Annotated in this window: 17 protein-coding genes; 10 read left to right on the plus strand and 7 right to left on the minus strand. The window is 59.2% G+C overall.

The window, feature by feature from the left end:
• Nucleotides 1–64: 64 nt before the first annotated feature.
• Nucleotides 65–1681, minus strand: a complete 1617-nt coding sequence (locus AB5Z02_RS13915) for a phosphoethanolamine transferase (RefSeq protein WP_368216194.1) — start codon at nt 1679–1681, stop codon at nt 65–67.
• Between the two features lie 230 nt (nt 1682–1911).
• Here AB5Z02_RS13915 and AB5Z02_RS13920 point away from each other — a divergent pair, with 230 nt between their 5' ends.
• The 9 genes from AB5Z02_RS13920 (at nt 1912) to AB5Z02_RS13960 (ending at nt 12841) form a co-directional block, all read left to right on the plus strand.
• Nucleotides 1912–3147 (plus strand): HD-GYP domain-containing protein, encoded by a 1236-nt coding sequence (locus tag AB5Z02_RS13920; RefSeq protein WP_368216195.1) that lies wholly within the window; start codon nt 1912–1914, stop codon nt 3145–3147.
• Nucleotides 3148–3500: 353 nt separating this feature from the next.
• The gene (locus tag AB5Z02_RS13925) at nt 3501–5171 is read left to right on the plus strand and encodes a LytS/YhcK type 5TM receptor domain-containing protein (protein ID WP_368216196.1); all 1671 of its coding nucleotides are present in this window, start codon (nt 3501–3503) and stop codon (nt 5169–5171) included.
• Entirely contained in the window at nt 5168–5872 is a 705-nt protein-coding gene (btsR, locus tag AB5Z02_RS13930; protein ID WP_368216197.1) for a two-component system response regulator BtsR, read from the plus strand. Before AB5Z02_RS13925 ends, btsR begins: the two co-directional genes overlap by 4 nt.
• Before the next feature lie 140 nt (nt 5873–6012).
• Nucleotides 6013–7434, plus strand: a complete 1422-nt coding sequence (locus AB5Z02_RS13935) for a carbon starvation protein A (protein WP_110302865.1) — start codon at nt 6013–6015, stop codon at nt 7432–7434.
• Between the two features lie 211 nt (nt 7435–7645).
• Nucleotides 7646–7984, plus strand: coding sequence for a DUF3302 domain-containing protein (locus tag AB5Z02_RS13940; RefSeq protein WP_005344404.1), 339 nt, complete (start codon nt 7646–7648; stop codon nt 7982–7984).
• 3 nt (nt 7985–7987) lie between these two features.
• Nucleotides 7988–9025, plus strand: coding sequence for an HlyD family secretion protein (locus AB5Z02_RS13945; protein ID WP_019445440.1), 1038 nt, complete (start codon nt 7988–7990; stop codon nt 9023–9025).
• Nucleotides 9026–9137: 112 nt separating this feature from the next.
• A complete protein-coding gene (locus AB5Z02_RS13950) occupies nt 9138–10898 on the plus strand; it encodes a DEAD/DEAH box helicase (RefSeq protein ID WP_368216328.1) in 1761 nt (586 codons plus the stop codon).
• A 112-nt stretch (nt 10899–11010) separates the two neighbouring features.
• A complete protein-coding gene (gene dacB / locus AB5Z02_RS13955; protein ID WP_005350510.1) occupies nt 11011–12450 on the plus strand; it encodes a D-alanyl-D-alanine carboxypeptidase/D-alanyl-D-alanine-endopeptidase in 1440 nt (479 codons plus the stop codon).
• Nucleotides 12451–12544: 94 nt separating this feature from the next.
• The gene (locus AB5Z02_RS13960) at nt 12545–12841 is read left to right on the plus strand and encodes a GrxA family glutaredoxin (protein WP_223849348.1); all 297 of its coding nucleotides are present in this window, start codon (nt 12545–12547) and stop codon (nt 12839–12841) included.
• 123 nt (nt 12842–12964) lie between these two features.
• Here the strand turns inward: AB5Z02_RS13960 and AB5Z02_RS13965 are convergent, their stop codons facing one another.
• A complete protein-coding gene (locus tag AB5Z02_RS13965) occupies nt 12965–13810 on the minus strand; it encodes an endonuclease/exonuclease/phosphatase family protein (RefSeq protein WP_005350508.1) in 846 nt (281 codons plus the stop codon).
• A 107-nt stretch (nt 13811–13917) separates the two neighbouring features.
• Here AB5Z02_RS13965 and AB5Z02_RS13970 point away from each other — a divergent pair, with 107 nt between their 5' ends.
• Complete coding sequence (locus AB5Z02_RS13970; RefSeq protein ID WP_005337874.1) at nt 13918–14142, plus strand: hypothetical protein; 225 nt, start codon at nt 13918–13920, stop codon at nt 14140–14142.
• Here the strand turns inward: AB5Z02_RS13970 and yciA are convergent, their stop codons facing one another.
• The 5 genes from yciA to AB5Z02_RS13995 form a co-directional block, all read right to left on the minus strand.
• The gene (yciA, locus tag AB5Z02_RS13975; RefSeq protein WP_033113469.1) at nt 14143–14547 is read right to left on the minus strand and encodes an acyl-CoA thioester hydrolase YciA; all 405 of its coding nucleotides are present in this window, start codon (nt 14545–14547) and stop codon (nt 14143–14145) included. It lies immediately after the preceding gene.
• A gap of 59 nt (nt 14548–14606) precedes the next feature.
• Nucleotides 14607–15455, minus strand: coding sequence for an NAD-dependent epimerase/dehydratase family protein (locus AB5Z02_RS13980; RefSeq protein WP_368216199.1), 849 nt, complete (start codon nt 15453–15455; stop codon nt 14607–14609).
• Between the two features lie 79 nt (nt 15456–15534).
• Nucleotides 15535–16494: a DUF4917 family protein gene (locus AB5Z02_RS13985; protein ID WP_368216201.1), complete on the minus strand. Its 960-nt coding sequence runs from the start codon at nt 16492–16494 to the stop codon at nt 15535–15537.
• Between the two features lie 234 nt (nt 16495–16728).
• Nucleotides 16729–20304, minus strand: a complete 3576-nt coding sequence (gene nifJ, locus AB5Z02_RS13990; protein ID WP_368216202.1) for a pyruvate:ferredoxin (flavodoxin) oxidoreductase — start codon at nt 20302–20304, stop codon at nt 16729–16731.
• Nucleotides 20301–21947, minus strand: a complete 1647-nt coding sequence (locus AB5Z02_RS13995) for an NAD(P)-binding protein (RefSeq protein ID WP_368216203.1) — start codon at nt 21945–21947, stop codon at nt 20301–20303. The genes nifJ and AB5Z02_RS13995 overlap by 4 nt, the downstream gene beginning before the upstream one ends.
• Nucleotides 21948–21974: the final 27 nt, after the last annotated feature.

Genomic DNA, 21974 nt, shown 5'->3' on the forward strand with positions numbered 1-21974 from the left:
ATCTTGCGAGATAACAAAACGGCAGCCACTGGCTGCCGTTTTCTATTGTGTGCTTGCTGGCGGTTTAGCCCGCCCGACATGGCTTGAACAGATCCAGCTTGTTGTCGTAAACACGGGTCTGCACATCCATGATCCCCAGCATGGAGTGGAACAAATTATCGTGGGAGAAACGCTGACTGTTCGCCTCCGCCGCCAGGCAACCCATATCAAGCTGGCGATCGGCCTGTAACTGAGGTGAGAACCAGGTCAGCAGCGGCACCCGGGTCTGATCATCCGGCGCAAACTTGTAAGGCGTGCCGTGCAGATAGAGCCCCATGGCCCCAAGGGATTCGCCGTGATCGGAGAGATAGACCAGTCCCACATCGTACTGGCTCTCCAGCGACTTGAGCTTGTCGATCATTAGCCCCACCACCTTGTCGGTGTAGCGGATGGTGTTGTCATAGGTGTTGACCAGCTCTTCGTTGCTGCAGTTTTCAATGTCGCTGCGCGGGCAGTCCGGCATAAAGACGCGCTCGCTGGCAGGGTAACGACGAAAATAGGTCGGGCCATGGCTGCCCATCAGGTGAAAAGCCACCAGCTTGTTGCCCTTCATGCCGGCAATCTGCTGATCCAGCCCCTCCAGCAGCACCTCGTCATAGCAAGACTCCCCCTGACAGAGCGCAGGATAGGATTTGGGAAGGATCTCGATGGTCGGCACATTGCGGCACACCCCTTTGCAGCCGCCATCGTTCTCTTTCCACAACACCGAGACCCCGGCATGTTGCAGCACATCGAGCAGGCCGTCACGGGAGCTGGCGAGCTGGTCATCGTAACCACGGCGCGTGAGGTTGGAGAACATGCAGGGCACCGAAACCGCAGTGGCTGTACCGCAGGAGCGCACATCCCTGAACGACACCACCCCCTGCTCTTTGGCCGTAAAGCTGTTGGTCGCCTTGCCATACCCGTTAAGGGAGTAGTTCTGGCTGCGCGCCGTCTCCCCCACCACCAGGAACATCAGGGTCGGCTTGCCTCCCCGGGCCACCACCCTGGCATCGGTCCCCAAATGCTGGTAGGGGATCGGCGTGGCAAACAGCACATCCCGCCCATATTTGTAGAGGCCGTGCACATAGTTGGCGGGCACAATCTCTTTGACCAGCGACTTGTTGTTGCGCCCGACCGAGGCGTAATCCTGATAGTAAAGTGCCGCGACGCCCCCGATAAACAGCAGAGAGATAGCCAGTGCACCTGCCCGCCACGCCAACCCCTGATACCAGCGAGCCGGATAGCGGATCCGCAGTGACCAGAGCACCAGAACAGGCAGCAGCCCGGTCAGCAGAAACCAGAGCGCAACCGAGCCATTCAAATAGGCCCCCGCCTCACCACTGTTGGTCTCCACTATGTTCTGGATCATGCCGGCATCAAAGATGACACCGTATTTGAGCATGGCGTAGCTGACGATGGAGCCAGTCAGAATGAGCACGGTAAAAAAGGGCTTGAGCACAAACCGGAACGTGAAGGGAATAAACACGGCATTGAGCGCAGCGATCAGCACCAGCGGGATCGAGATGGCAAATCCGGCTTTGACATGGGTCAGGGCGCTGAGCACCGTATAGAAATGCAAAAAGATTGGCCAGTTCAGTACCAGGGCGAAAAAGAGCACCAGCAACAGATTGGTCTGCAGTACACCGAGAGTTACACGCATAAACAACTCCTACATACCGGCCTGCAGCGCAGCGGGCCGGCCAAGCCAACAAAAACGACGGGGCCAGCGTAGGAAGTAAAACTTAAGCGCGAATTAAGAGGAGAAGCACGGCGCTCGTGCGCCCCATCACAGCACGGGGTGCTCCGCAGCCCCGAAATGGATTTTTAGTTGTCTATCCATCGGATTTTGCTAGCTTGTTGAGTAGGCATTCACGAAATGCAGGTTAACCGATGGCACTGATCCAAGCCTCGATAGAGCAATTGAGAGTAGGCCACTATATCCATCTCCCCACGGGATGGACTAACCACCCGTTTATGTTCAATACCTTCAAGATCAAGGATCAGCAGCAACTCGACATTCTCCGTCATCTTGATCTCACCCTGCTGATGGTCGACCCCGACAAGAGCGATCTGCCCATCGAGCCGCTGCTGCGCGGCGATATCCCGGATGCCGGGCCTGATCTTGATGAACTGGAAGAGCTGATTGCCTCGGGCCCGCCCCCCTTTGACGAAAAGGCCTTTCGCCGCTCCATGCGCGCCGCCGACAAAGCCTTTGGCCAATCCATGAGCGAGCTGCGCGATGCTCTCGGGGCGCTGAACCTCAAACCGGATGAGGGGCTGGCCAATACCGCCCAGATCGTCCGCAATGCCGCCTTCACCCTCAGTCAGCATGAAGGGCCTCTCGGGCTCCACCTTATTCGCAGCCCCCACACCGATATCCTGCTGCAGCACAGCCTCAACGTCGCCTTTATCGCCATGCTGATGGCACGCGAATTGGGGATGAATCCCATCGAACTGGAAGAGACGGGGCTTGCGGGACTTATCCACGACATCGGCGAGCTGAAAATCCCGAGCCAGATCACCCAAAAACGCGGGGATCTCAGCAAGGCCGAGCAGAACTTCCTCAATATGCATCCCCAGTACGGGCTGGAGATGCTGACCCAGCTCAACGCCTTTGAACCGAAAATCCGTCAGGTCGCCCATCTGCACCACGAGCGACTCGATGGCAGCGGTTATCCGCTCGGGATCAAGGGCGGGGAGATCCCGCCGATGGCGCGGTTGATCGGGCTGGTCGACTTCTACGACGAGCTGCTCCATCCCCGCAACAGCGGCAACCCGGCCGCGCCGAGTCAGGCCATCAGCCAGCTCTACAAGTTATCCCAGAAGAAGTTCGACCAGAATCTGGTCAAGTTGCTGGTCAAGGTGCTGGGGGTCTATCCGCCGGGATCACTGGTGAAACTCTCCGACGAGAGCATCGCGCTGGTGCTCTCCACCGAACCCACCATGCCCCTCAAGCCGAAGATCCTGCCCTATATCAAGGCCCAGCGGCCGGAAGCCGTCGCCATGATCGATCTGCGGGAAGATGAACGCACCATCACTGCTTTTATCAAACAGGAAGAGCTGGATGAGGGACAACGGCAGTTCTTCAACCTGACCCGCCGCTTCTGCTACTACTTTGCATTCTGAGTTATCCCCAGAAGCTGGGGATAACTCATTGGACAAACCGGAATAATTGCTCAAACCCCCATCAGAAGGTTGCCAACTGACCATGTATAAAAAACGCCCAGCCAAGGGGCCGGGCGGAGCATGCCACCTCCGTGTGGCGTATCCAGCGGATACATTCATGCTCCATCCATCAATATCAACCCGCTGCCGCTTACACAAATATCAATTTAACATGCTGATTTAATATGGTTTTATCCACTTGTTCTGGCAAACTGACGGCCCGTTGCGCCCAGTTGGGCCAACAGAACAAGATCCTGATCACACTTATTCACGGGCTGGCTATTTTTTCAGCTGGCTTATGAGGAGCGTTTTTTATGCAGTTGGTCCTCTCCTTGCTGCAACAGATGAGCGTCAGCCTGGTGATCGCCTATCTCTTCTCGAAAAGCCCGCTGCTGCGCCCGCTTGCCAACTATTCCGTGAGACTACCTCACAAGATACTGATATACATCATCTTTTCCAGCTTTTGTATCCTCGGCACCTATGTAGGCCTCGATATCGACGATGCCATCGCCAACACCCGGGCGGTCGGCGCCGTCTTGGGGGGATTATTGGGGGGACCGCTGGTGGGCTTTCTGGTGGGGCTGACCGGCGGCCTGCACCGCTATACGCTAGGGGGATTTACCGATCTCGCCTGCGCCATCTCCACCACCTGTGAAGGGCTGCTCGGGGGCATTGTGCACTGGCGACTGATGCGCTCGGGGCGAACGGATGCCCTGTTTGAACCACGCATCGCCTTCTTTACCACCCTCTACGCCGAGATCATGCAGATGGTGATCATCCTGCTGGTGGCGACCCCGTTCGACAAATCCCTGCTGCTGGTGCGCACCATCGCCACCCCGATGATTCTGGCCAACTCCTGCGGCGCGGCGCTCTTTATCAGCATGATCCGCGACCAGCAGCGGATGTATGAGAAGTTCTCCCGGGTCTTCTCCGCCAAGGCGCTCAATATCGCCAACCGCACCGTGGGGATCATGAGTCAGGGCTTTACCCCGGAGGCGAGCAACAAGATTGCCCGCATCATTCAGGAGGAGACCGGCGTGGGGGCGGTCGCCATCACGGACACCGAGCAGATCCTCGCCTTTATCGGCGCCGGCGAAGATCACCATCTGCCGGGTACCCCCATCGCGTCAGCCATCACCATGCAGGCCATCGCCCAGAACAAGGTGCTGTTTGCCGATGGCAACAGCCAGCCCTATCGCTGCAGCCTCTCCCCCGCATGCCAGCTGGGTTCGGTACTGGTGATCCCGCTGCAGGGGGACAAGGGAGTGATCGGCACCATCAAGCTCTACGAGCCGAAGAAGCGGCTGTTTCTCAAGATCAACCACACCCTGGGGGAAGGGATTGCCAACCTGCTGTCACAGCAGTTGCTGGCCGGTCGGCTGGAGCAGCAGCAGCGGCTGCTGGTGCAGTCCGAGTTGAAACTTATCCAGGCCCAGATCAACCCCCACTTTCTGTTCAACACCCTCAACACCATTAGTGCCATCACCCGGCGCGATCCGGACAAGGCGCGAGATCTTCTGCTGCATCTTTCGCTGTTCTTTCGCAAAAATCTCAAACGCCAGAGTGGCCTTGCGACCCTGCAGGAGGAGCAGGAGCACTGCCAATCCTATCTGGAGATCGAGCTGGCTCGCTTTGGCGATCGACTGACGGTGATAAACGAGATCCCGCCCCATCTGGCCACACTGCGACTGCCCAGCTTCACCCTGCAACCGCTGATCGAGAATGCCATCAAGCACGGCATCTCGACCCTGCTGGAACAAGGGCGCATTCGCCTTTATACCGATGAGCAACCCGCCAGCGTCACCATCCATGTGGAGGACAATGCTGGCGCCTGGCAAGCGCGTCCGGCCGGTGACGGTCTGGGCATGACCATTGTCGATCGGCGACTGAAAAGCGCCTTTGGCGAACGCTATGGCGTGACGATTGCCTGCGAGCCTGAGCAGTGGACCCGGGTCTCGTTCACCATCCCCAAGGAGCAACCATGATCCGCACCCTGATTGTCGATGACGAACACTACGCCCGCGAAGAGCTGAGGCAACAGCTGGCCTGCGATCCTGCCATCGAGATCGTGGGGGAAGCGACCAACGCCATCGAGGCGCTGCCGCTTATTCAGCGCCTCAAGCCCGACGTGGTGTTCCTCGATATCCAGATGCCCAAGCTGAGCGGCATGGAGCTGGTCGCCATGCTCGACCCCCTGCCCCGCATCGTCTTTGTCACCGCCTTTGACGAATATGCCATTCAGGCCTTTGAAGAGAACGCCTTCGACTACCTGCTCAAACCGGTGGAGCCCGCCCGGCTCGCCAAGACCCTCGCTCGCCTCAAGCAGGATATCTCCCCGCAGCCCATAGATCGGCTGGCCCCCACCATCGAACATATTCCGGGCTATCTGCACAATCGGGTCAGGCTGCTGCCCATCGCGCAGGTGGAGTATGCCTTCTCCGATCTGGGCGGGGTCCATGTGGCTTGTCAGGGTGAGCTGTTCCACACCCAGCTCACCCTCAAATCGCTGGAAGAAAAGAGCCCGCTGCTGCGCTGCCACCGCCAGTATCTGGTCTCCCCCAACGCCATCTTCGAGATCCAGCTACTGGATAACCAGCTGGCAGAGATTGTCACCCCGAGCGGCGCCCGGGTGCCGGTCAGTCGTCGCTATCTCAAGGAGCTCAAAGATCAGCTGGGGCTGGACTGAGCCGCGGAGTGTGCACCTGATCACAGCCGCCGACCGCTCGGCGCGCCAAAGCGCCGCTCGGGGAGTTTCACCTGCCAGTCAGGCGCAACCGTTTTAGACTCGCTCTACACACTAAAAAATAACAATGCAGGAGCGTAGCAATGATCTGGTTCTTCCTCTGTGTCGGCTTACTTGTGGCCGGCTACTTCATATACGGCAAATTCATCGAACGGATATTCAGCCCGAAACCCGAGCTGAAAACCCCCGCCATCACCATGGCTGACGGGGTGGACTATGTCCCGATGTCGGACAAGAAAGTCTATCTGGTTCAACTGCTCAACATCGCAGGTGTCGGCCCCATCTTCGGCCCCATCCTGGGTGCCCTCTACGGCCCGGTCGCCATGCTGTGGATCGTCTTTGGCTGCATCTTCGCCGGTGCGGTACATGACTACTTCTCCGGCATGCTGTCTGTACGCGCCAAGGGGGCCTCGGTGCCAACCGTGGTCGGTGAGCATCTGGGCACCGCCGCCAAGCACTTCATGAACCTGTTTGCCGTGGTGCTGCTGATGCTGGTGGGCGTGGTATTCGTGCTGAGCCCGGCAGGCCTCTTGGCCAACCTCACCTCCACCGATCTGGTCTACTGGATCGTGGCAATCTTTGCCTACTACATCCTCGCGACCATAGTCCCCATCGACAAGATCATCGGCCGCTTCTACCCCATCTTCGGCGCCCTGCTGGTCTTCATGTCGGTCGGCCTCATCGTTGGCCTGATCGCCTCCGGCAAAGGCTTCTACAACACCGGGATGGACTTCTCCAACCTGCACCCGACCGAACTGCCGCTCTGGCCGCTGCTGTTCATCACCATCGCCTGTGGCGCGGTATCAGGCTTCCACGCCACCCAGTCACCGCTGATGGCGCGCTGCATGCAGAACGAAAAATCTGGCCGCTTCATCTTCTACGGTGCAATGATCGGTGAAGGGATCATCGCCCTTATCTGGTGCACCCTGGGTCTCTCCTTCTACGACAGCACCGAAGCGCTCAACGCCACCATGGCCAACGGCGGCCCGGCAGCCGTGGTACACGAAGTCTCCACCAGCCTGCTCGGCACAGTCGGCGGCATTCTGGCCATCCTCGGCGTGGTGATCCTGCCCATCACCTCCGGTGACACCGCGTTTCGCAGTGCTCGCTTGATCGTGGCGGACTTCCTGAAGATGACCCAGAAGCCGCTGGCCAAGCGTCTGCTGATCGCCATCCCCATGTTTATCCTTGGCTTCATCATCTCCAAGGCTGAATTCGGGGTGATCTGGCGCTACTTCGGCTGGGCCAACCAGACCACCGCCGTCATCATGTTGTGGGCTGCGGCTGCCTACCTCATCAAAGAGGGCAAGCTGCACTGGATCTGCACCATTCCCGCCATGTTCATGACCGCTGTGGTGATCACCTATCTGGCCAACGCCCCCATCGGGTTCGGGCTGGAGATGGGGACCTCCACCATCATCGGCTTGGCTGCAACGGCGGCCATTACCGTGGCCTTCCTGATGAAGTTCCGCCAACCACTGGTTAGCAATCCCAGTGAAGGGTGATGTCTGACTTGAGGTGGTAAAAAAGGGGCCAAAAGGCCCCTTTTTAATTGATAAAAAAACCAATAAAACAACTCGTTATTCCCTTAAGCTCCTATACAGCACAAGCCCTTAAGATTCCGTGCGACCTGGCGATAAATATGTGATTTTAAATTGCTTTCCCGAATATATGAATCAATGATAAAGCTGTGCTTAAAGCCAGTGGAGGTTATACATGTTCCTTGATTACTTTGCCCTTGGCCTGCTCGTCTTTGTCGCGCTGGTCATCTTCTACGGAATCATCGTGATCCACGATATTCCTTACGAAATCGCCAAACATCGCAATCATCCCCATCAGGATGCCATCCATGTTGCCGGCTGGGTCAGTCTCTTCACCCTGCATGTGTTGTGGCCTTTCCTCTGGATCTGGGCAACCATCTATCGCCCCGATCGCGGCTGGGGCTTTAACCAGCGCCTGCAAAAAGATGAAGATGATATCGCGGCCCTCAGAGAAGAGCTGGCTGAACTTAAGGGCCGTCTCAACCATATCGAACAGCAAGAGCAACAGGGATAAATCATGGACCTGCTACTGATCCTGACCTATACGGCACTCTGTGTAGCCATTTTCAAAATCTTCCGCATCCCGCTCAACAAGTGGACTGTTCCGACTGCCGCGCTGGGTGGTGTGGTGCTCATCGGCACCCTCATCATGCTGATGAACTACAACCACCCCTACTCCGAGATGGCGCGCAACTACTACCTCTCCACCCCTATCGTACCTCTGGTCAAGGGCCGGGTAGTCGAGGTGCCGGTGCAAGCCAACCAGCCGGTGAAGAAGGGCGATGTGCTGTTTCGCCTCGATGACGAGCCTTTCAGACTGAAAGTGGAGAGCCTGAGCGCCCGGCTTGATGCCAACAAGGATCAACTCAAGTCCATTGACGCCAGACTACGCTCCGCCAAACTGGACAGAGATCGCGCCAGTGACCTGATGCGCCGTGGCGTCGGCAAGCAGCGTGACCTCGACGTCACTCAGGCGAGCGTAGACGAGATCGCCGCCCAGATGGATCAGCAACGCGCCACGCTGGAAGATCTGCAGGCCCAGCTCGATGAAGCCAAATACCAGCTGGCCCAGACCGTGGTCTATGCCCCGAGCGATGGCCATGTGGTGCAGCTTGCCCTGCGTCCAGGCATGATCGCCACCCCGTTTATGTACCGTCCGGTGATGACCTTCATCCACAAAGATGAGACTGCCTATGTTGGCTGGTTCTGGCAGAACAGCATGCAGCGTCTGGCGGTGGGTGACGAGGCCGAAGTGGTGATTGACGGTATCCCCGGCAAGATCTTCAAGGGCAAGGTAACCGCCGTGATCCCGGCCATCGCCGCCGGCAACGTGCAGGCCAACGCCATGCTGCTGGATCAGACCAGCGCTATCCGCCCGGGCCGCATGCCGGTGCTCATCTCCATCACCGACCCCGAGTGGGCCAAGTATCAGGTGATTGCCGGTGCCAGCGGCCAGGCCGCCGTCTATACCGAGTATTTCCACCATGTTTCTGTAATGCGCAAAGTGCTGCTGCGCATGGCAAGCTGGATGAACTACCTCTTCCCCTTTCACTAAGCACGCAATATATTCAACGGGCTGGCATCATGCCGGCCCGCTGTTTTTGTGACGGCAAGCACCCTATAATGGCGCCACCCTGCGCCGCACCATGCCCAAACGCCACGCCCCCATGTTCGTTCTCAGACCCTATCAGACCGACGCCGTCAACGCCGTGATCAGCCACTTTCGCAAACACCCGGATCCCGCCGTGGTGGTGCTGCCCACCGGGGCCGGCAAGAGTCTGGTGATTGCCGAGCTGGCCCGCAAGGCGCGCGGTCGGGTGCTGGTGCTGGCCCACGTCAAGGAGCTGGTGGAGCAAAACCACGCCAAGTACGAGGCGTGGGGGCTCAAGGCCGACATCTTCGCCGCCGGTCTGGATCGCAAGGAGGCGAGCGCTCAGGTGGTGTTTGGCTCGGTACAGTCGGTTGCCCGCAATCTGGATGCCTTCGACGGAGCCTTTTCGCTGCTGATCATCGATGAGTGCCATCGGGTCTCGCTCGATGATGACAGCCAGTACCATCAGGTGATCGACCACCTCAAGGCCGCCAATCCGGCCCTCAAGATCCTCGGCCTCACCGCCACCCCCTATCGGCTGGGGCTGGGCTGGATCTACCGGCGCCACTACCACGGCATGGTCAAGAGCCACGGCGAGCGGCTGTTCGGCGACTGCGTGTTCGAGCTGCCCTTGCGCTTTATGGTCAAAAACGGCTACCTGACGCCGCCACGCATGGTGGATGCCCCCATCGTCCACTACGACTTCAGCAAGTTGGTGGCGCGGGAGAACGGCCTCTTCAGCGAGGCGGATCTCAACGGCGAGCTCAAGCGCCAGCAGCGGGTTACACCCCATATCCTGAGTCAGGTGCTGGAGTATGCCGCCGACCGGCAGGGGGTGATGATCTTCGCCGCCACCGTCGAACATGCCCGCGAAATTCACGGCCTGCTTGGCGCCAGAGGCCAGCAGGCGGCCCTTATCGCCGGCGAGACACCGGGGCCGGAGCGCGATGCCCTCATCAACGCCTTCAAGGCGCGCGAGCTCAAGTTTCTGGTCAACGTGGCGGTGCTCACCACCGGCTTCGACGCCCCCCATGTCGACCTTATCGTGATGCTCAGACCTACCGAGTCGGTCTCGCTCTATCAGCAGATCGTCGGGCGGGGCTTGCGCCTCTCGCCGGGCAAGGAGGATTGTCTGGTGCTCGACTACGCCGGCAACAACTTCAACCTGTTTGCCCCCGAAGTGGGGGAACCTCGCCCCCACGCCGGTACCGAGCCGGTACAGGTGCCCTGCCCCGCTTGCGGTTTTGCCAACACCTTCTGGGGCAAGACCGACGAGGATGGCAAGGTGATCGAGCACTACGGTCGCCGCTGTCAGGGGCTGTTCGAAGATGATGAGGGCAACCGCGAGGAGTGCGACTACCGCTTTCGCGCCAAGATCTGCCCCGGCTGCGGTGCGGAGAACGACATCGCCGCCCGCCGCTGCCAGAGCTGCGATCAGCTGCTGGTCGACCCTGACGACAAGCTCAAAGAGGCGCTCAATCTCAAGGATTGCATGGTGATCCGCTGTGCGGGGCTAACCCTCACAGCCGGGCGCGGCAAACAGGGGGAGCGGCTGGAGGTGACCTACCACGATGAGGATGGGCTGACCCTCAGTGAATACTTTGGATTTCACTCCCCGGGCGCACGGCGCTTGTTTCAACAGCACTTTGTGCGTCATCATTGGCCCGCCCCGGGGCTGGAGCCCGAATTTGCCACCCTGGCGAGCGTGCTGGCCGCGCAAAGCCAGTTCCGTCATCCGGATTTTGTCATCGCCCGCAAATCGGGTCGCTTCTGGCAGATAAAAGAGAAAATTTTTGATTATGAGGGTCGCTATCGTACCGCCAACTCGATGACATGATGGCGACCGGCATACATGGCATGAATTGCGTTATCCCGTCGATCCCGCATCGGCGGGTTGAATTATCAGGGTCGGCACCACTGCCGAGCCCTTCGTCACGTTAGAGGATGTTATGCAGCGGCTGTTGATTGGTTTTTGTGCTCTCTTTTCTTCTCTGGCGGCTCATGCCGCCCCGCTGACGCCCCCTCAGGGTGGCCAGTACGCCATCATGGTGCAGGGCAATAACGGCGTCGAGTTTGCCCGCCACGCCGATCAGATGATCGCCCCCGCCTCCACCATGAAGGTGCTCACTGCGCTGGCGGCCCGCCTCGAGCTGGGCGCCGATTTCCGCTTCGCCACCGACATTCAGGCCCAACCCGGAGCCAAACAGGGTGACACCATCAACGGCGATATCTGGATCAACTTCGTCGGCGACCCCACCCTCTCCCGCATGGATCTGCTGGCCCTGTTCAAGCAACTCGGCGTCACCAGCATCAAGGGCAATGTCTACGTCAACACCGGCGCCTACAACGGCTACGAGCGCGGCAACGGCTGGTCGTGGGGGGATCAGACCCTCTGCTTCGCCGCTCCCGTCTCCTCGGTCATCATCGACAAGAACTGCGCCTACGGCACCATCACTGCCACCCAGATTGGCAAACCGGCGGTGGGCAATGTAGCTACCGGCGTCCCCATCGGCATCGGTGCCGACAACGTGGAGGTGATGAGCTATGGCGATATGGCGCGCCAGTTCTGCGCACTGGAAGTGGACATGGCCAAGGGCAACTTCTACGAGCTCAAGGGCTGCATTACTCCGAACAAGGAGCCGCAGGGGCTGCGTTTCGCCATCCACGACGTGGAAGCCTGGGGCTGGGACAACATCCGCTGGGCGATGAACCGGGCCGGTATCAAGCATGATGGCCTGCTGCGGGTCACCCACAAGGCCCCGGAAGGGGCAGAGACGCTGGGTACCCACTACTCGGTCTCCCTGCCAGTGATGCTCGCCAAGATGCTGAAGAAATCGGACAACCTCTATGCCGATACCTTCCTCAAAACCGTGGGCCGTCACTACTACAACAAGCCGGGCAGCTATCGCAGCGGCACCATGGCGGTGCGCGCCATCCTGACCAAGAACGGCATCGATCTGGGCAACGCCACCCTGGCTGACGGCTCCGGTCTCTCCGCTCACAATCTCATCAGCGCCCGTCAGATGATGTCGGTGCTGAACTTCATCCAGAAAAATGATGCCGAGCTTGGCCTGATCAAGCTGCTGCCAAGCTCTCAGGTGGATGGCACCCTGGCGTGGCGGCGCAGCGTCACCGCCCCCATGATGAAGAACAAGGTCCACGCCAAGACCGGTACCATCACCGGCACCTCCAATCTGGTGGGCTTTATCGATACCGCGGGCGGCCAGCGAAAGGCGTTCGTTATGTTCCAGCGCGGCCTGTCCCAAGATCCGGCCACCCATGAGCGCTACCGTGCCAGCAAGGCGCCGTGGCCCTGGACCGTATTCGAGAAGGGGGTGCTGGAGAGCATCTATCAGCAGCAACCTATCCAGATCGCCGATGAGAGCTGAGCCAATAGGCCCACTCGAATCAGGGTATCGATAATTTCGGCTTCAAGTCGCCACGAGGCAGGGCTATGCTGTTGCCTGCCTCATATCAACGGCCATACATAAACGGCTTAAAAAACGGAGAGAAAATATGTTTGCAGTGATTTTTGGTCGCCCGGGTTGCCCCTACTGTGTCCGTGCCGTACAGATCGCCGAGCAGCTGACCGAACAGCGCGATGACTTCAAATTCCGATACGTGGATATCCATGCCGAAGGCATCACCAAAGAAGATCTGGCCAAGAGCGCCGGCAAGCCGGTCAATACCGTGCCGCAGATCTTCCTGGATGAGCAGCACATCGGTGGCTGCACCGATTTCGAAGCCTACGCCAAAGCGAATCTGGGTCTCTACCAGTAATTCTTGCAGGTCATCCCGAACGGGTTGACCGCCAGAGCGTAAAAAAATCCGGCGCCATCAGGCGCCGGATTTTTTTATTAGCGGAACTCGCACCATCCCTTGTCAGGAAGTCACAGACTGGGGTCAGGGAGTCACAGACTGGGCGGCAAAGCGCGCAATGATGGGGTTGTGATCCGAGCTGTCGGTGGCCGGTGAACTCACCTCGACCAAATCCAGATTGCGGTAGTAGAGGTGATCCAGCGGACGACCGAAGGCGGTGCGGCGCAGATCAGGCACCGGCACGGCCTCTTGCAGACCCAGCTCGTCCACCAATTTGCTTAACCAGAACTGACGCTTGTCGCTCCAGGTGTTGAAATCACCGGCCAGAATAACCGGCCCCTGATGGCGGCGCACCAAGGCAGTCAGATCGTTGAGCTGCTCGCGGAAGGTAGCCATCCCCAGCTCGAAATTGACCGCATGGATATTGATGACCATCACGCCGTCGGGATCGCCCTGCAGCGGATAGAGGCTCACCAGCCCGGATTTGGGGATGCGCAGCAAAGGCTCGGGAGAGCGCACACCACAGACGAACGCCTGCGGGGTCTTGGCCACCGTCATTACCCCGAACGACACGCCGCCCTGGGTGAAGGCTTGCAGCTGTTGCCACTGGAAATCACCGGCGCGCAGCCAGTCGAGCATATCGGGACGGGTGGCCGACTCTTGCAGCAGCACCAGATCCTGCCCCTTGGCATAACTGTCCATCCCTTCACGCCAGTTTTTGCGCTGGCCCTTGTAGAGATTCCACACCGTCACCCCGAATTCACGGGGCAGCGCCGTGGTCGCCAGCGCCACCAGCGGCGGACGCTGGCAGTCGAGTCCCGGCACAATCCCTTGAGCTGTGACCAGATGGTTCTGATCCGGCACCTCAAAACAGCCTACCAACCCCAGGGTCAGCAGGGAGGTGCCAAGAATGCGATAACTATTTTTCATTGGCTAACAACCGCCCGCCTTTGCTTTTTGTTGCGACCATCACAAACGTCATCCACGCCGACTAAGCTGATAGTCCCTGTTCCACCCAACCAGAAGGACCTTGTCTCATGGCGAAAGAACTTCGGTACAACGTGACGTTTTATGATCAACAAGGAAATTGTCATCAAGTGGAGCTGGCCACCGTCTATCAGATAAGACGGGACCCTCAATGCGATCTCTGCCTGTTTGACACCCTGCAATATGTGGGCTCGGAAGAGATGCTGGAACGCATGATACGGCAAAAAACCGGGCTTGAGCAGGAAATATCCATCATCAATGCCCGGCTGATTTAATCAGGCACTCACCGGAACCGGGCGGGATTTGCCATGTTCGTCGATGGCGACATAGGTGAAGATCCCCTCGGTCACACAGTAACGCTGGGCATCGTTTTCCCGCAGTACCGGCTTGACCCACACCTCCAGCTTGAGCTTCATGGAGCTGCGGCCAATCTTCATGCAGCGGCCGTAGCAGCAGACCACATCGCCCACCTTGACCGGACTGTGAAAGGTCATGCCTTCGACGGATACGGTACAAATACGTCCTTTTGCCAGCTCCTTGGCCATAATGCCCCCACCTATATCCATCTGGGACATGATCCAGCCACCAAAGATGTCGCCATTGGGGTTGGTATCGGCTGGCATTGCCAGGGTTCTCAGCAACAACTCCCCATCGGGGTGACGTTTTGTATCTACCATCATTACCGCCTCTCTCTCATGGATGGCGGCATGATAGGGGGCGATCACCCCCTTGGCAAACCTCAATTGCCCGAGGCGGCGAGCTCGGCAAACCAGTGGGCCGGATCGGGCCAGCGATAGTTGAATCCCATCTGCTGGCAAATCCGCTGACCGTCGATGGGCTGAAATTCACCGGCAGGCTCGATAAAGACCGGCACGGGCAATCCCTGCTGACGCGCCGCAAAGGGGTAGAACTGCTCGCGGCGCGGATGCACCGGCGCACTCAGGTTGAACACATCCCCGTCCTTGCCCCGCTCCAGCAGCAACATACAAGCCGCCACCACATCGTCCAGATGGACCAGATTGACCGACTGGGCGCCGCCATCCAGAGTCTTGCCCGCAAGGAAACGGCCGGGATGGCGATCCGGGCCATAAAGGCCGGAGGGGCGCACTATCATCACTGCCTCGAAACCGGCCGCCAGTACCGCCTGCTCCGCCGCCAGCATCCGCTCGCCACGGGCATGGCGGGGTTGGGGTTCTTCCCCCTCCTGCTGCCCTGCGCCCCACACCGAGGTGGCGCTGACAAACAGCACCCGCCGGGTGCCATTCGCTTTGGCCAACGCGCAGGCCTTTGCCACCGCCTGCGGATAGTCATCGGTCTTGCTGGGTGGTACGCAGATAACCAGCGATTCGCAGGGGATGGGCCACAGTTCTTTTTTATCAGCGACGGGCATCTCGGCAGAACCCATGTTGGCAGAGATGGTCAGCGGATAGGCAGCGATCCCCTCCCCCTGCAAACGGGCCGCCTTCTCGGCGCTGCTGACCGTCACCGCCACTGGCTTGCCTGCCGCCAGCAGGGCCCGCGCCAGCGGCAGCCCGAGCCAACCCGCCCCCAGAATGCCGATCGTCCCGGCGATATGTTGTTCTGTCATCGTCCCTTCTCCTGCTTGACACTATTTGCCCCGCAGCTTACCAGCCTTGGAATAGACTCCCAAAAATTTGATTTGTATTTTACCAATCCGTGAAATCAGTAATATTATCTAACCTTACAACTGTGGTAGCACGATTTAGTGTTGCTCTCCAATATCTATCTCTTTCATCTTGCTGGCCCGCGCCACTCCATTCAATCACTCTTATAGGCTTAGTAGTTAAATATGGGCGGAGAAGTAAATTTAAGTGTTTATCTAAGCCTGAATACCCAAACAAAATCACTTCCTCGGCTTCAGATATAGCAAACTGAAAATAATCCCAATACGTTGATAATGCGCGAGATGCGGCAATAACAGAAGGTTTATGTTTTACATGGGTCAGGACGATATGCTCACTTGCCTCATCAACGTCTATAGTCAATTGATTTCGAGATAGCTTTAGTATTTCTTGATTTCGGTTAATAAACAATGGAGAACCATGAAGATGTAAATAATATCCAAATGTTCTACCAAATCTGCGCTCAAGCGCATCTGATGAAAATCCTTGGTCTAACATTCCATCAACTAAATAGCCACTGTAACCATTAAATATATCATTATCCAAAAATGAATTATATAGCAATTTATCATAATTCAACGTAGCGACATGAGAACGAGTTTCTCTAATGAAATCAACTAAATTTTCTTCAAACTGCTCAGGCAACTCCCCATCATAATTGTGAAGTTTAGTTGCTACTTTATGTATATATTTAGCAGTGATATCTGGAAAATTTTGACCATCTTCAGTAAGCCAATGAACATCACCCTCACCAATTCTATTCAATGCCTTACAGTATGTAACCGCCTGATGCAAAGTATCTAACTCATGTTCACCTTCTGGGGCACCAGCTCGACCAAGGCATCGCTCAATTAATCGCCTTTGCTCCAATGTTAGAAAATTTTCTTTGTTCCAAATATCCTCTAGCGCAATTCTCAATGAAAAGTGATTAGGATCTAGAGCCATACCCAATCCATTTCCAAATATTATAAGTTTTCTAGCCATTTATTCCCCCTCAATTAAAAATCATCATTAATGAGTAAACCACTTACTATGCTTGAGCACGAAACATAGCCTGCACCCAACAAATAAATATATCAATTGATTTTTACGTCTTTCATATGCAATGCCAATAAAAATATTTAAAAATTGCTGTACTTGTCGCCATCAATAACTAATGCCAACAATACAAACAAGCGGGCCAATGGCCCGCTTGGTTATATTTTACTCACTCCATCCTCACACCGGCGGATGGAAATGGCTGGCTTCGCGGGTGGCCATCTCCTCGTAGGTGGCCCACTTCTGCCACGCCACTTTTTGCGCTACCTGCATCAGCCGCTCAGCCTCCTCCGGATGGCTCTGGGCCAATACCCGATAACGGGTCTCCTCCTGCCGATATTCAGCGAGGGGGATGGAGGGGCGCAGGCTGTCGAGACTGAAGGGGTTCTGCCCCGATCTGCGCAGTACCGGGTTGTAGCGCATCAGCGGCCAGTGACCAGAGGCGACGGCCCGTTTTTGCTGGGTCAGGCCAAACTCCATATCGATGCCGTGGGCGATACAGTGGCTGTAGGCGATGATCAGCGACGGGCCCGGATAGGCTTCGGCCTCACGCAAGGCCTGCAGCGCCTGCTGCGGGTTGGCACCAAAGGCGATACGGGCAACATAGACATTGCCGTAGGAGATGGCCTGCAACGCCACATCCTTCTTGGCCAGCGTCTTGCCTCCCGCCGCGAACTTGGCGACGGCGCCGAGCGGGGTCGATTTCGACATCTGGCCGCCAGTGTTGGAGTAGACCTCGGTATCCATCACCAGCACGTTCACATCGCGGCCGGAGGCAAGCACATGATCGAGCCCCGCTGAGCCGATGTCATAGGCCCAGCCATCGCCGCCGATGATCCAGACCGAACGGCGCACCAGCTGATCGATGAGTGACAGCAGCTCGCGGGCCTTGCCGGATTTCACCTCCTCCAGCCGCTCGCGCACTTGCACGACCCGGGTGCGCTGGGCGCGGATCTCCGACTCCAGCCGTTGCGGGGCGTTGATAAGCGACTCGACCAATGCCTCACCCAACTCCCCCTTCATCGCTTCAAGGGCCGCCACCGCCTGACCGTGATGCTGATCGGCGGTGAGACGAAAACCAAAGCCAAACTCGGCGTTGTCCTCAAACAGGGAGTTGGACCAAGCCGGCCCCTTCCCTTCGCCGTTCTTGGCCCACGGCGTAGTCGGCAGGTTGCCGCCATAGATGGAGGAGCAACCGGTGGCGTTGGCCACCAGCATGCGATCGCCAAACAGCTGGGTCAGCAGCTTGAGATAAGGTGTCTCGCCACAACCGGCGCAGGCGCCGGAGAACTCGAACAGGGGTTCGAGGAACTGGGCACCGCGCACCGTGGAGAAGTCCACCCGCTCGCGGGCAGGCCACGGCAGGCTCTCGAACCAGCGCAGCGCCTGCTTCTGGCCAGCCAGATGGGGGGCCTTGTCCATCATGGCGATGGCCCGCTCGCCTTCATGGCTCTCATCTGCACCGGCCCGTACCGGACAGGCCTGCACGCACTGGCCGCAGCCGGTGCAATCTTCCGGATAGAGCTGCAAGGTGTAGCGGCTGTCGGGGAAGCCCTTGGCGGTGACGGGCACCGACTGCGCTGCCTCGGGGGCGGTCGCCAGCCAGTCCTGATGGTAGAACTTGGCCCGCAGCGCCGCGTGGGGGCAGACAAAGACGCAGTTGCCGCACTGGATGCAGATATCCGAATGCCAAATCGGGATCTCGCGGGCGATATCGCGCTTCTCGAAGCGGCTGGTGGCAGTGGGGTAAGTGCCATCCACCGGCAGCATGGAAACAGGGATCAGATCGCCACGCCCCGCCAGCATCTCGCCAGTGACCCGCTGGACAAACTCGCTGCCCCCCGGAGCCAGTGGCAACGGATAGTCGCTGATCTGCTCGTCACCGGCCGGGATCGCCACCTTGCTCAAGTGAGCAAGGGTATCGTCCACCGCGGCGAAGTTGCGCGCCACCACCTCGGGCCCCTTGCGGGCATAGCTCTTCTCGATGCTCTCCTTGATCAGCGCAATCGCCTCATCCCGCGGCAAGACTCCGGCCAGCGCGAAGAAGCAGGTCTGCATGATGGTGTTGATGCGATTGCCCATGCCGTTCTGCTCGGCCACCCGATCCCCGTCGATGCAGTAGAGCTGGATATTGAGGGCGCGAATACGGGCGCGCAACCGCTCGGGCAGCTGGCCCCACACCTTGTCCGCCTCATAGGGGGCATTGAGCAGCAGGGTCGCCCCTTCGGCGGCGTGTTCCAGCAGATCGACCGATTCGACAAAGCCCCACTGGTGGCAGCCGATAAAGCTCGCCTGCTCGATAAGCCAGGGGGCATCGATGGGCTCGGGGCCAAAGCGCAGGTGGGAGACGGTGCGCGAGCCCGACTTCTTGGAGTCGTAGACGAAGTAGCCCTGAGCGTGGAAGCCCTCCAGCTCGCCGATGATCTTGATGCTGTTCTTGTTGGCGCCCACAGTGCCGTCGGCACCGAGGCCGAAGAAGAGCGCCCGCACTCGGCTGGCGGGCTCCAGATCACCGATGGGATGCCAGGCCAGACTGAGGCCCGACACATCATCGACGATCCCCACCGTAAAGCGGGGGCGCGGCGCATCGGATGCCAGCTCCTCGAATACCGCCGCGCACATGGCGGGGGTGAACTCTTTGGAAGAGAGGCCGTAGCGACCGCCGCTGAGCCAGGGTAGCCGCTTGATAAGGCCGCGCTGCAAGCCGTCGATCAGTGCGCTCTGCACATCCAGCAGCAGCGGCTCGCCGCCCGCCCCCGGCTCCTTGGTGCGATCCAGCACCGCCATGCGTCGCACACTCGCGGGCAGGGCATCCAGCAGCGCCTGTACCGGGAAGGGGCGATAGAGACGAATGACCAGTACCCCTGTCTTGCGATCCTGTTGGTTGAGCCAATCCACTGTGGTGCGGGCGGTGGCCGCCCCCGAGCCCATCAGCACGATGACGTCGGTGGCATCGGGCGCGCCGTGGTATTCCACCAGCCGGTAGTGGCGACCGGTCAGCTCGCCGAGATTGTCCATGCACTGCTGCACCCGCGCCGGTACCGCTTCGTAGAAGGGGTTGACGCTCTCGCGGGACTGGAAATAGGTATCCGGGTTCTGGGCGGTGCCGCGCATCACCGGATGATCCGGGTTGAGCGCCCGGGCACGGTGAGCCCGCACCCAGTCGTTGTCGATAAGGGCGCGAATTTCATCCCGATGCAGCGAGGTGATCTTGTTCACCTCGTGGGAGGTACGGAACCCGTCGAAGAAGTGGATAAAGGGCACCCGGCACTGCAGGGTGACACTGTGGGCGACCAAGGCCAGGTCCTGCGCCTCCTGCACCGAGCCGGAGGCGAGCATGGCAAATCCGGTGCTGCGCGCCGCCATCACATCCTGATGGTCACCAAAAATCGACAGCCCCTGCGCCGCCAGCGAACGGGCCGCCACATGGAACACCGCCGAAGTCAGTTCACCGGCGATCTTGTACATGTTGGGCAGCATCAGCATCAGCCCCTGACTGGCGGTGAAGGTGGTGGCCAGCGCCCCCGCCTGCAGGGCGCCGTGTACCGTGCCGGCCGCCCCCCCTTCACTCTGCATCTCCACTACGGTGGGGATGTTGCCCCACAGGTTGGTTTGTCCCTCCGCCGCCCAGGCATCGGCCAGTTCGGCCATGGTCGAGCTCGGGGTGATGGGGTAGATGGCACACACTTCGCTCAGCTGGTAGGCCACCCGGGCCGCGGCTTCGTTGCCGTCGACCATGATCAGTTCATGTTTCATTGGGACTCCTCCGGTTGGCGCAGCTCGATGGCGTGACAAGGGCATTGGTCGTGGCAGGCACCGCAGCCGGTGCAGCGCTCGGCATCCACCTGATACCCCTTGCCCGGCCCCAGCTTGGCGATGGCCTGCTCGGGACAACTGCCGTAGCAGCCGTCGCACTCGAAGCAGTTGCCGCAGGAGTAGCAGCGCGCCGCCTCGTAACGGGCAGCAACCTCATCCAGCCCGCCGATGATCTCGCCAAAGTCATCCCGCGCCCACGCCGGTTTGACCGGCTGACTGCTGGCCGGGGCGTGGGTCTGGAACCAGAGTTGCAGCTGTTCCGGCCCCACCAGCGGGTAGGAGACCATCTTTTGGTAGTGGCGACCGCGCAGCCAGGCATCCATATGGCGCGCCGCCTTCTTGCCATGGCCGGTGGCGATGGTGACGGTGCGCTCGGAGGGCACCATGTCGCCGCCCGCAAACAGACCCGGCACATCCGTCATCAGGTTGCCCGCCACCTGTACGACCCCCTCCTTGTTGACCCGCACGCCGGGGATACTCTCCAGCACCGAGAGATCGACCTCCTGACCAAGCGCCAGAATAAGGGAGTCCGCTTCGAGGGTTTCAAACTTGCCGGTGGGCACAGGCTTGCCCTCGGCATCCAGCGCCATCACCTCCACCTCGATATTGGTGCTGTCGAGCTGGCGGATGCTGCGCAGCCAGTTGATCTTGATCCCCTCCTCCTCGGCCTCATCGGCTTCAAAGGCGTGAGCAGGCATATGGTCCCGGTCGCGGCGGTAGATAATCATTGCCTCTTCAACGCCCAAACGGCGGGCGGTACGGGCCGCATCCATGGCGGTGTTGCCACCCCCATAAATCGCTACCCGCCGTCCCAGTTTGGGGGGCGGCAAGCCCTGCTCTTCGGCCAGACTGGCCTGTTCGAGGAAGCTCACCGCATCGAGGATCTTGCCCGCTTCCCGGGCCGGAATATCGACCCGCTTGGCCAGATGGGCACCGATGGCCATAAAGACGGCATCAAAGCCCCCCTCGTCGCGCTCGCGCAGCACATCCTCCACCTTGTGGTTGAGGGTCAGCGTCACTCCGGCCGCCACGATGCGGGCCACCTCCCGATCCAGAACGTCGCGGGGCAGACGGTAGGCGGGAATGCCGAAACGCAGCATGCCGCCAGCAAGCGGCCCCGCTTCGCGGATCTCCACCTGATGGCCGAGCCGATTGAGGTGCCAGGCGCAGGAGAGACCTGAGGGACCGGCGCCAATGACCAGCACCTTCTTGCCGCTGGCAGGGGCAGGTGACGCAGGCTGCCAGCCACGGGCCAGCGCCTCGTCGCCGAGGAAACGCTCGATGGCATGGATGGAGACGGATTCATCCACCTGACCGCGGTTGCAGGCGCTCTCGCAGGGGTGATAGCAGACCCGGCCATGAATGGCGGGCAAGGGGTTCTCTTCGATCAGGGTCTGCCAGGCCGCCTCAAAACGGCCGGCCTGCGCCAAAGAGAGCCAGGCCTGGATATTTTCTCCGGCCGGGCAGGCGTGATTGCAGGGTGGCAGGGCTGGCCGCCAGACGGGTAGCCGGGTACGCACCGGGCCTGTTCCCGTTTTCAGGGAGAGATCCGGCAATGGGGTCATGTCCAGTTGTTTGCTCATACATTGCTTTCTTCTTTTTGTGTGACA

The sequence above is a fragment of the Aeromonas sp. R2-3 genome (assembly GCF_040908375.1).
In the GTDB taxonomy this organism is placed as follows: Bacteria; Pseudomonadota; Gammaproteobacteria; order Enterobacterales; family Aeromonadaceae; genus Aeromonas; species Aeromonas veronii.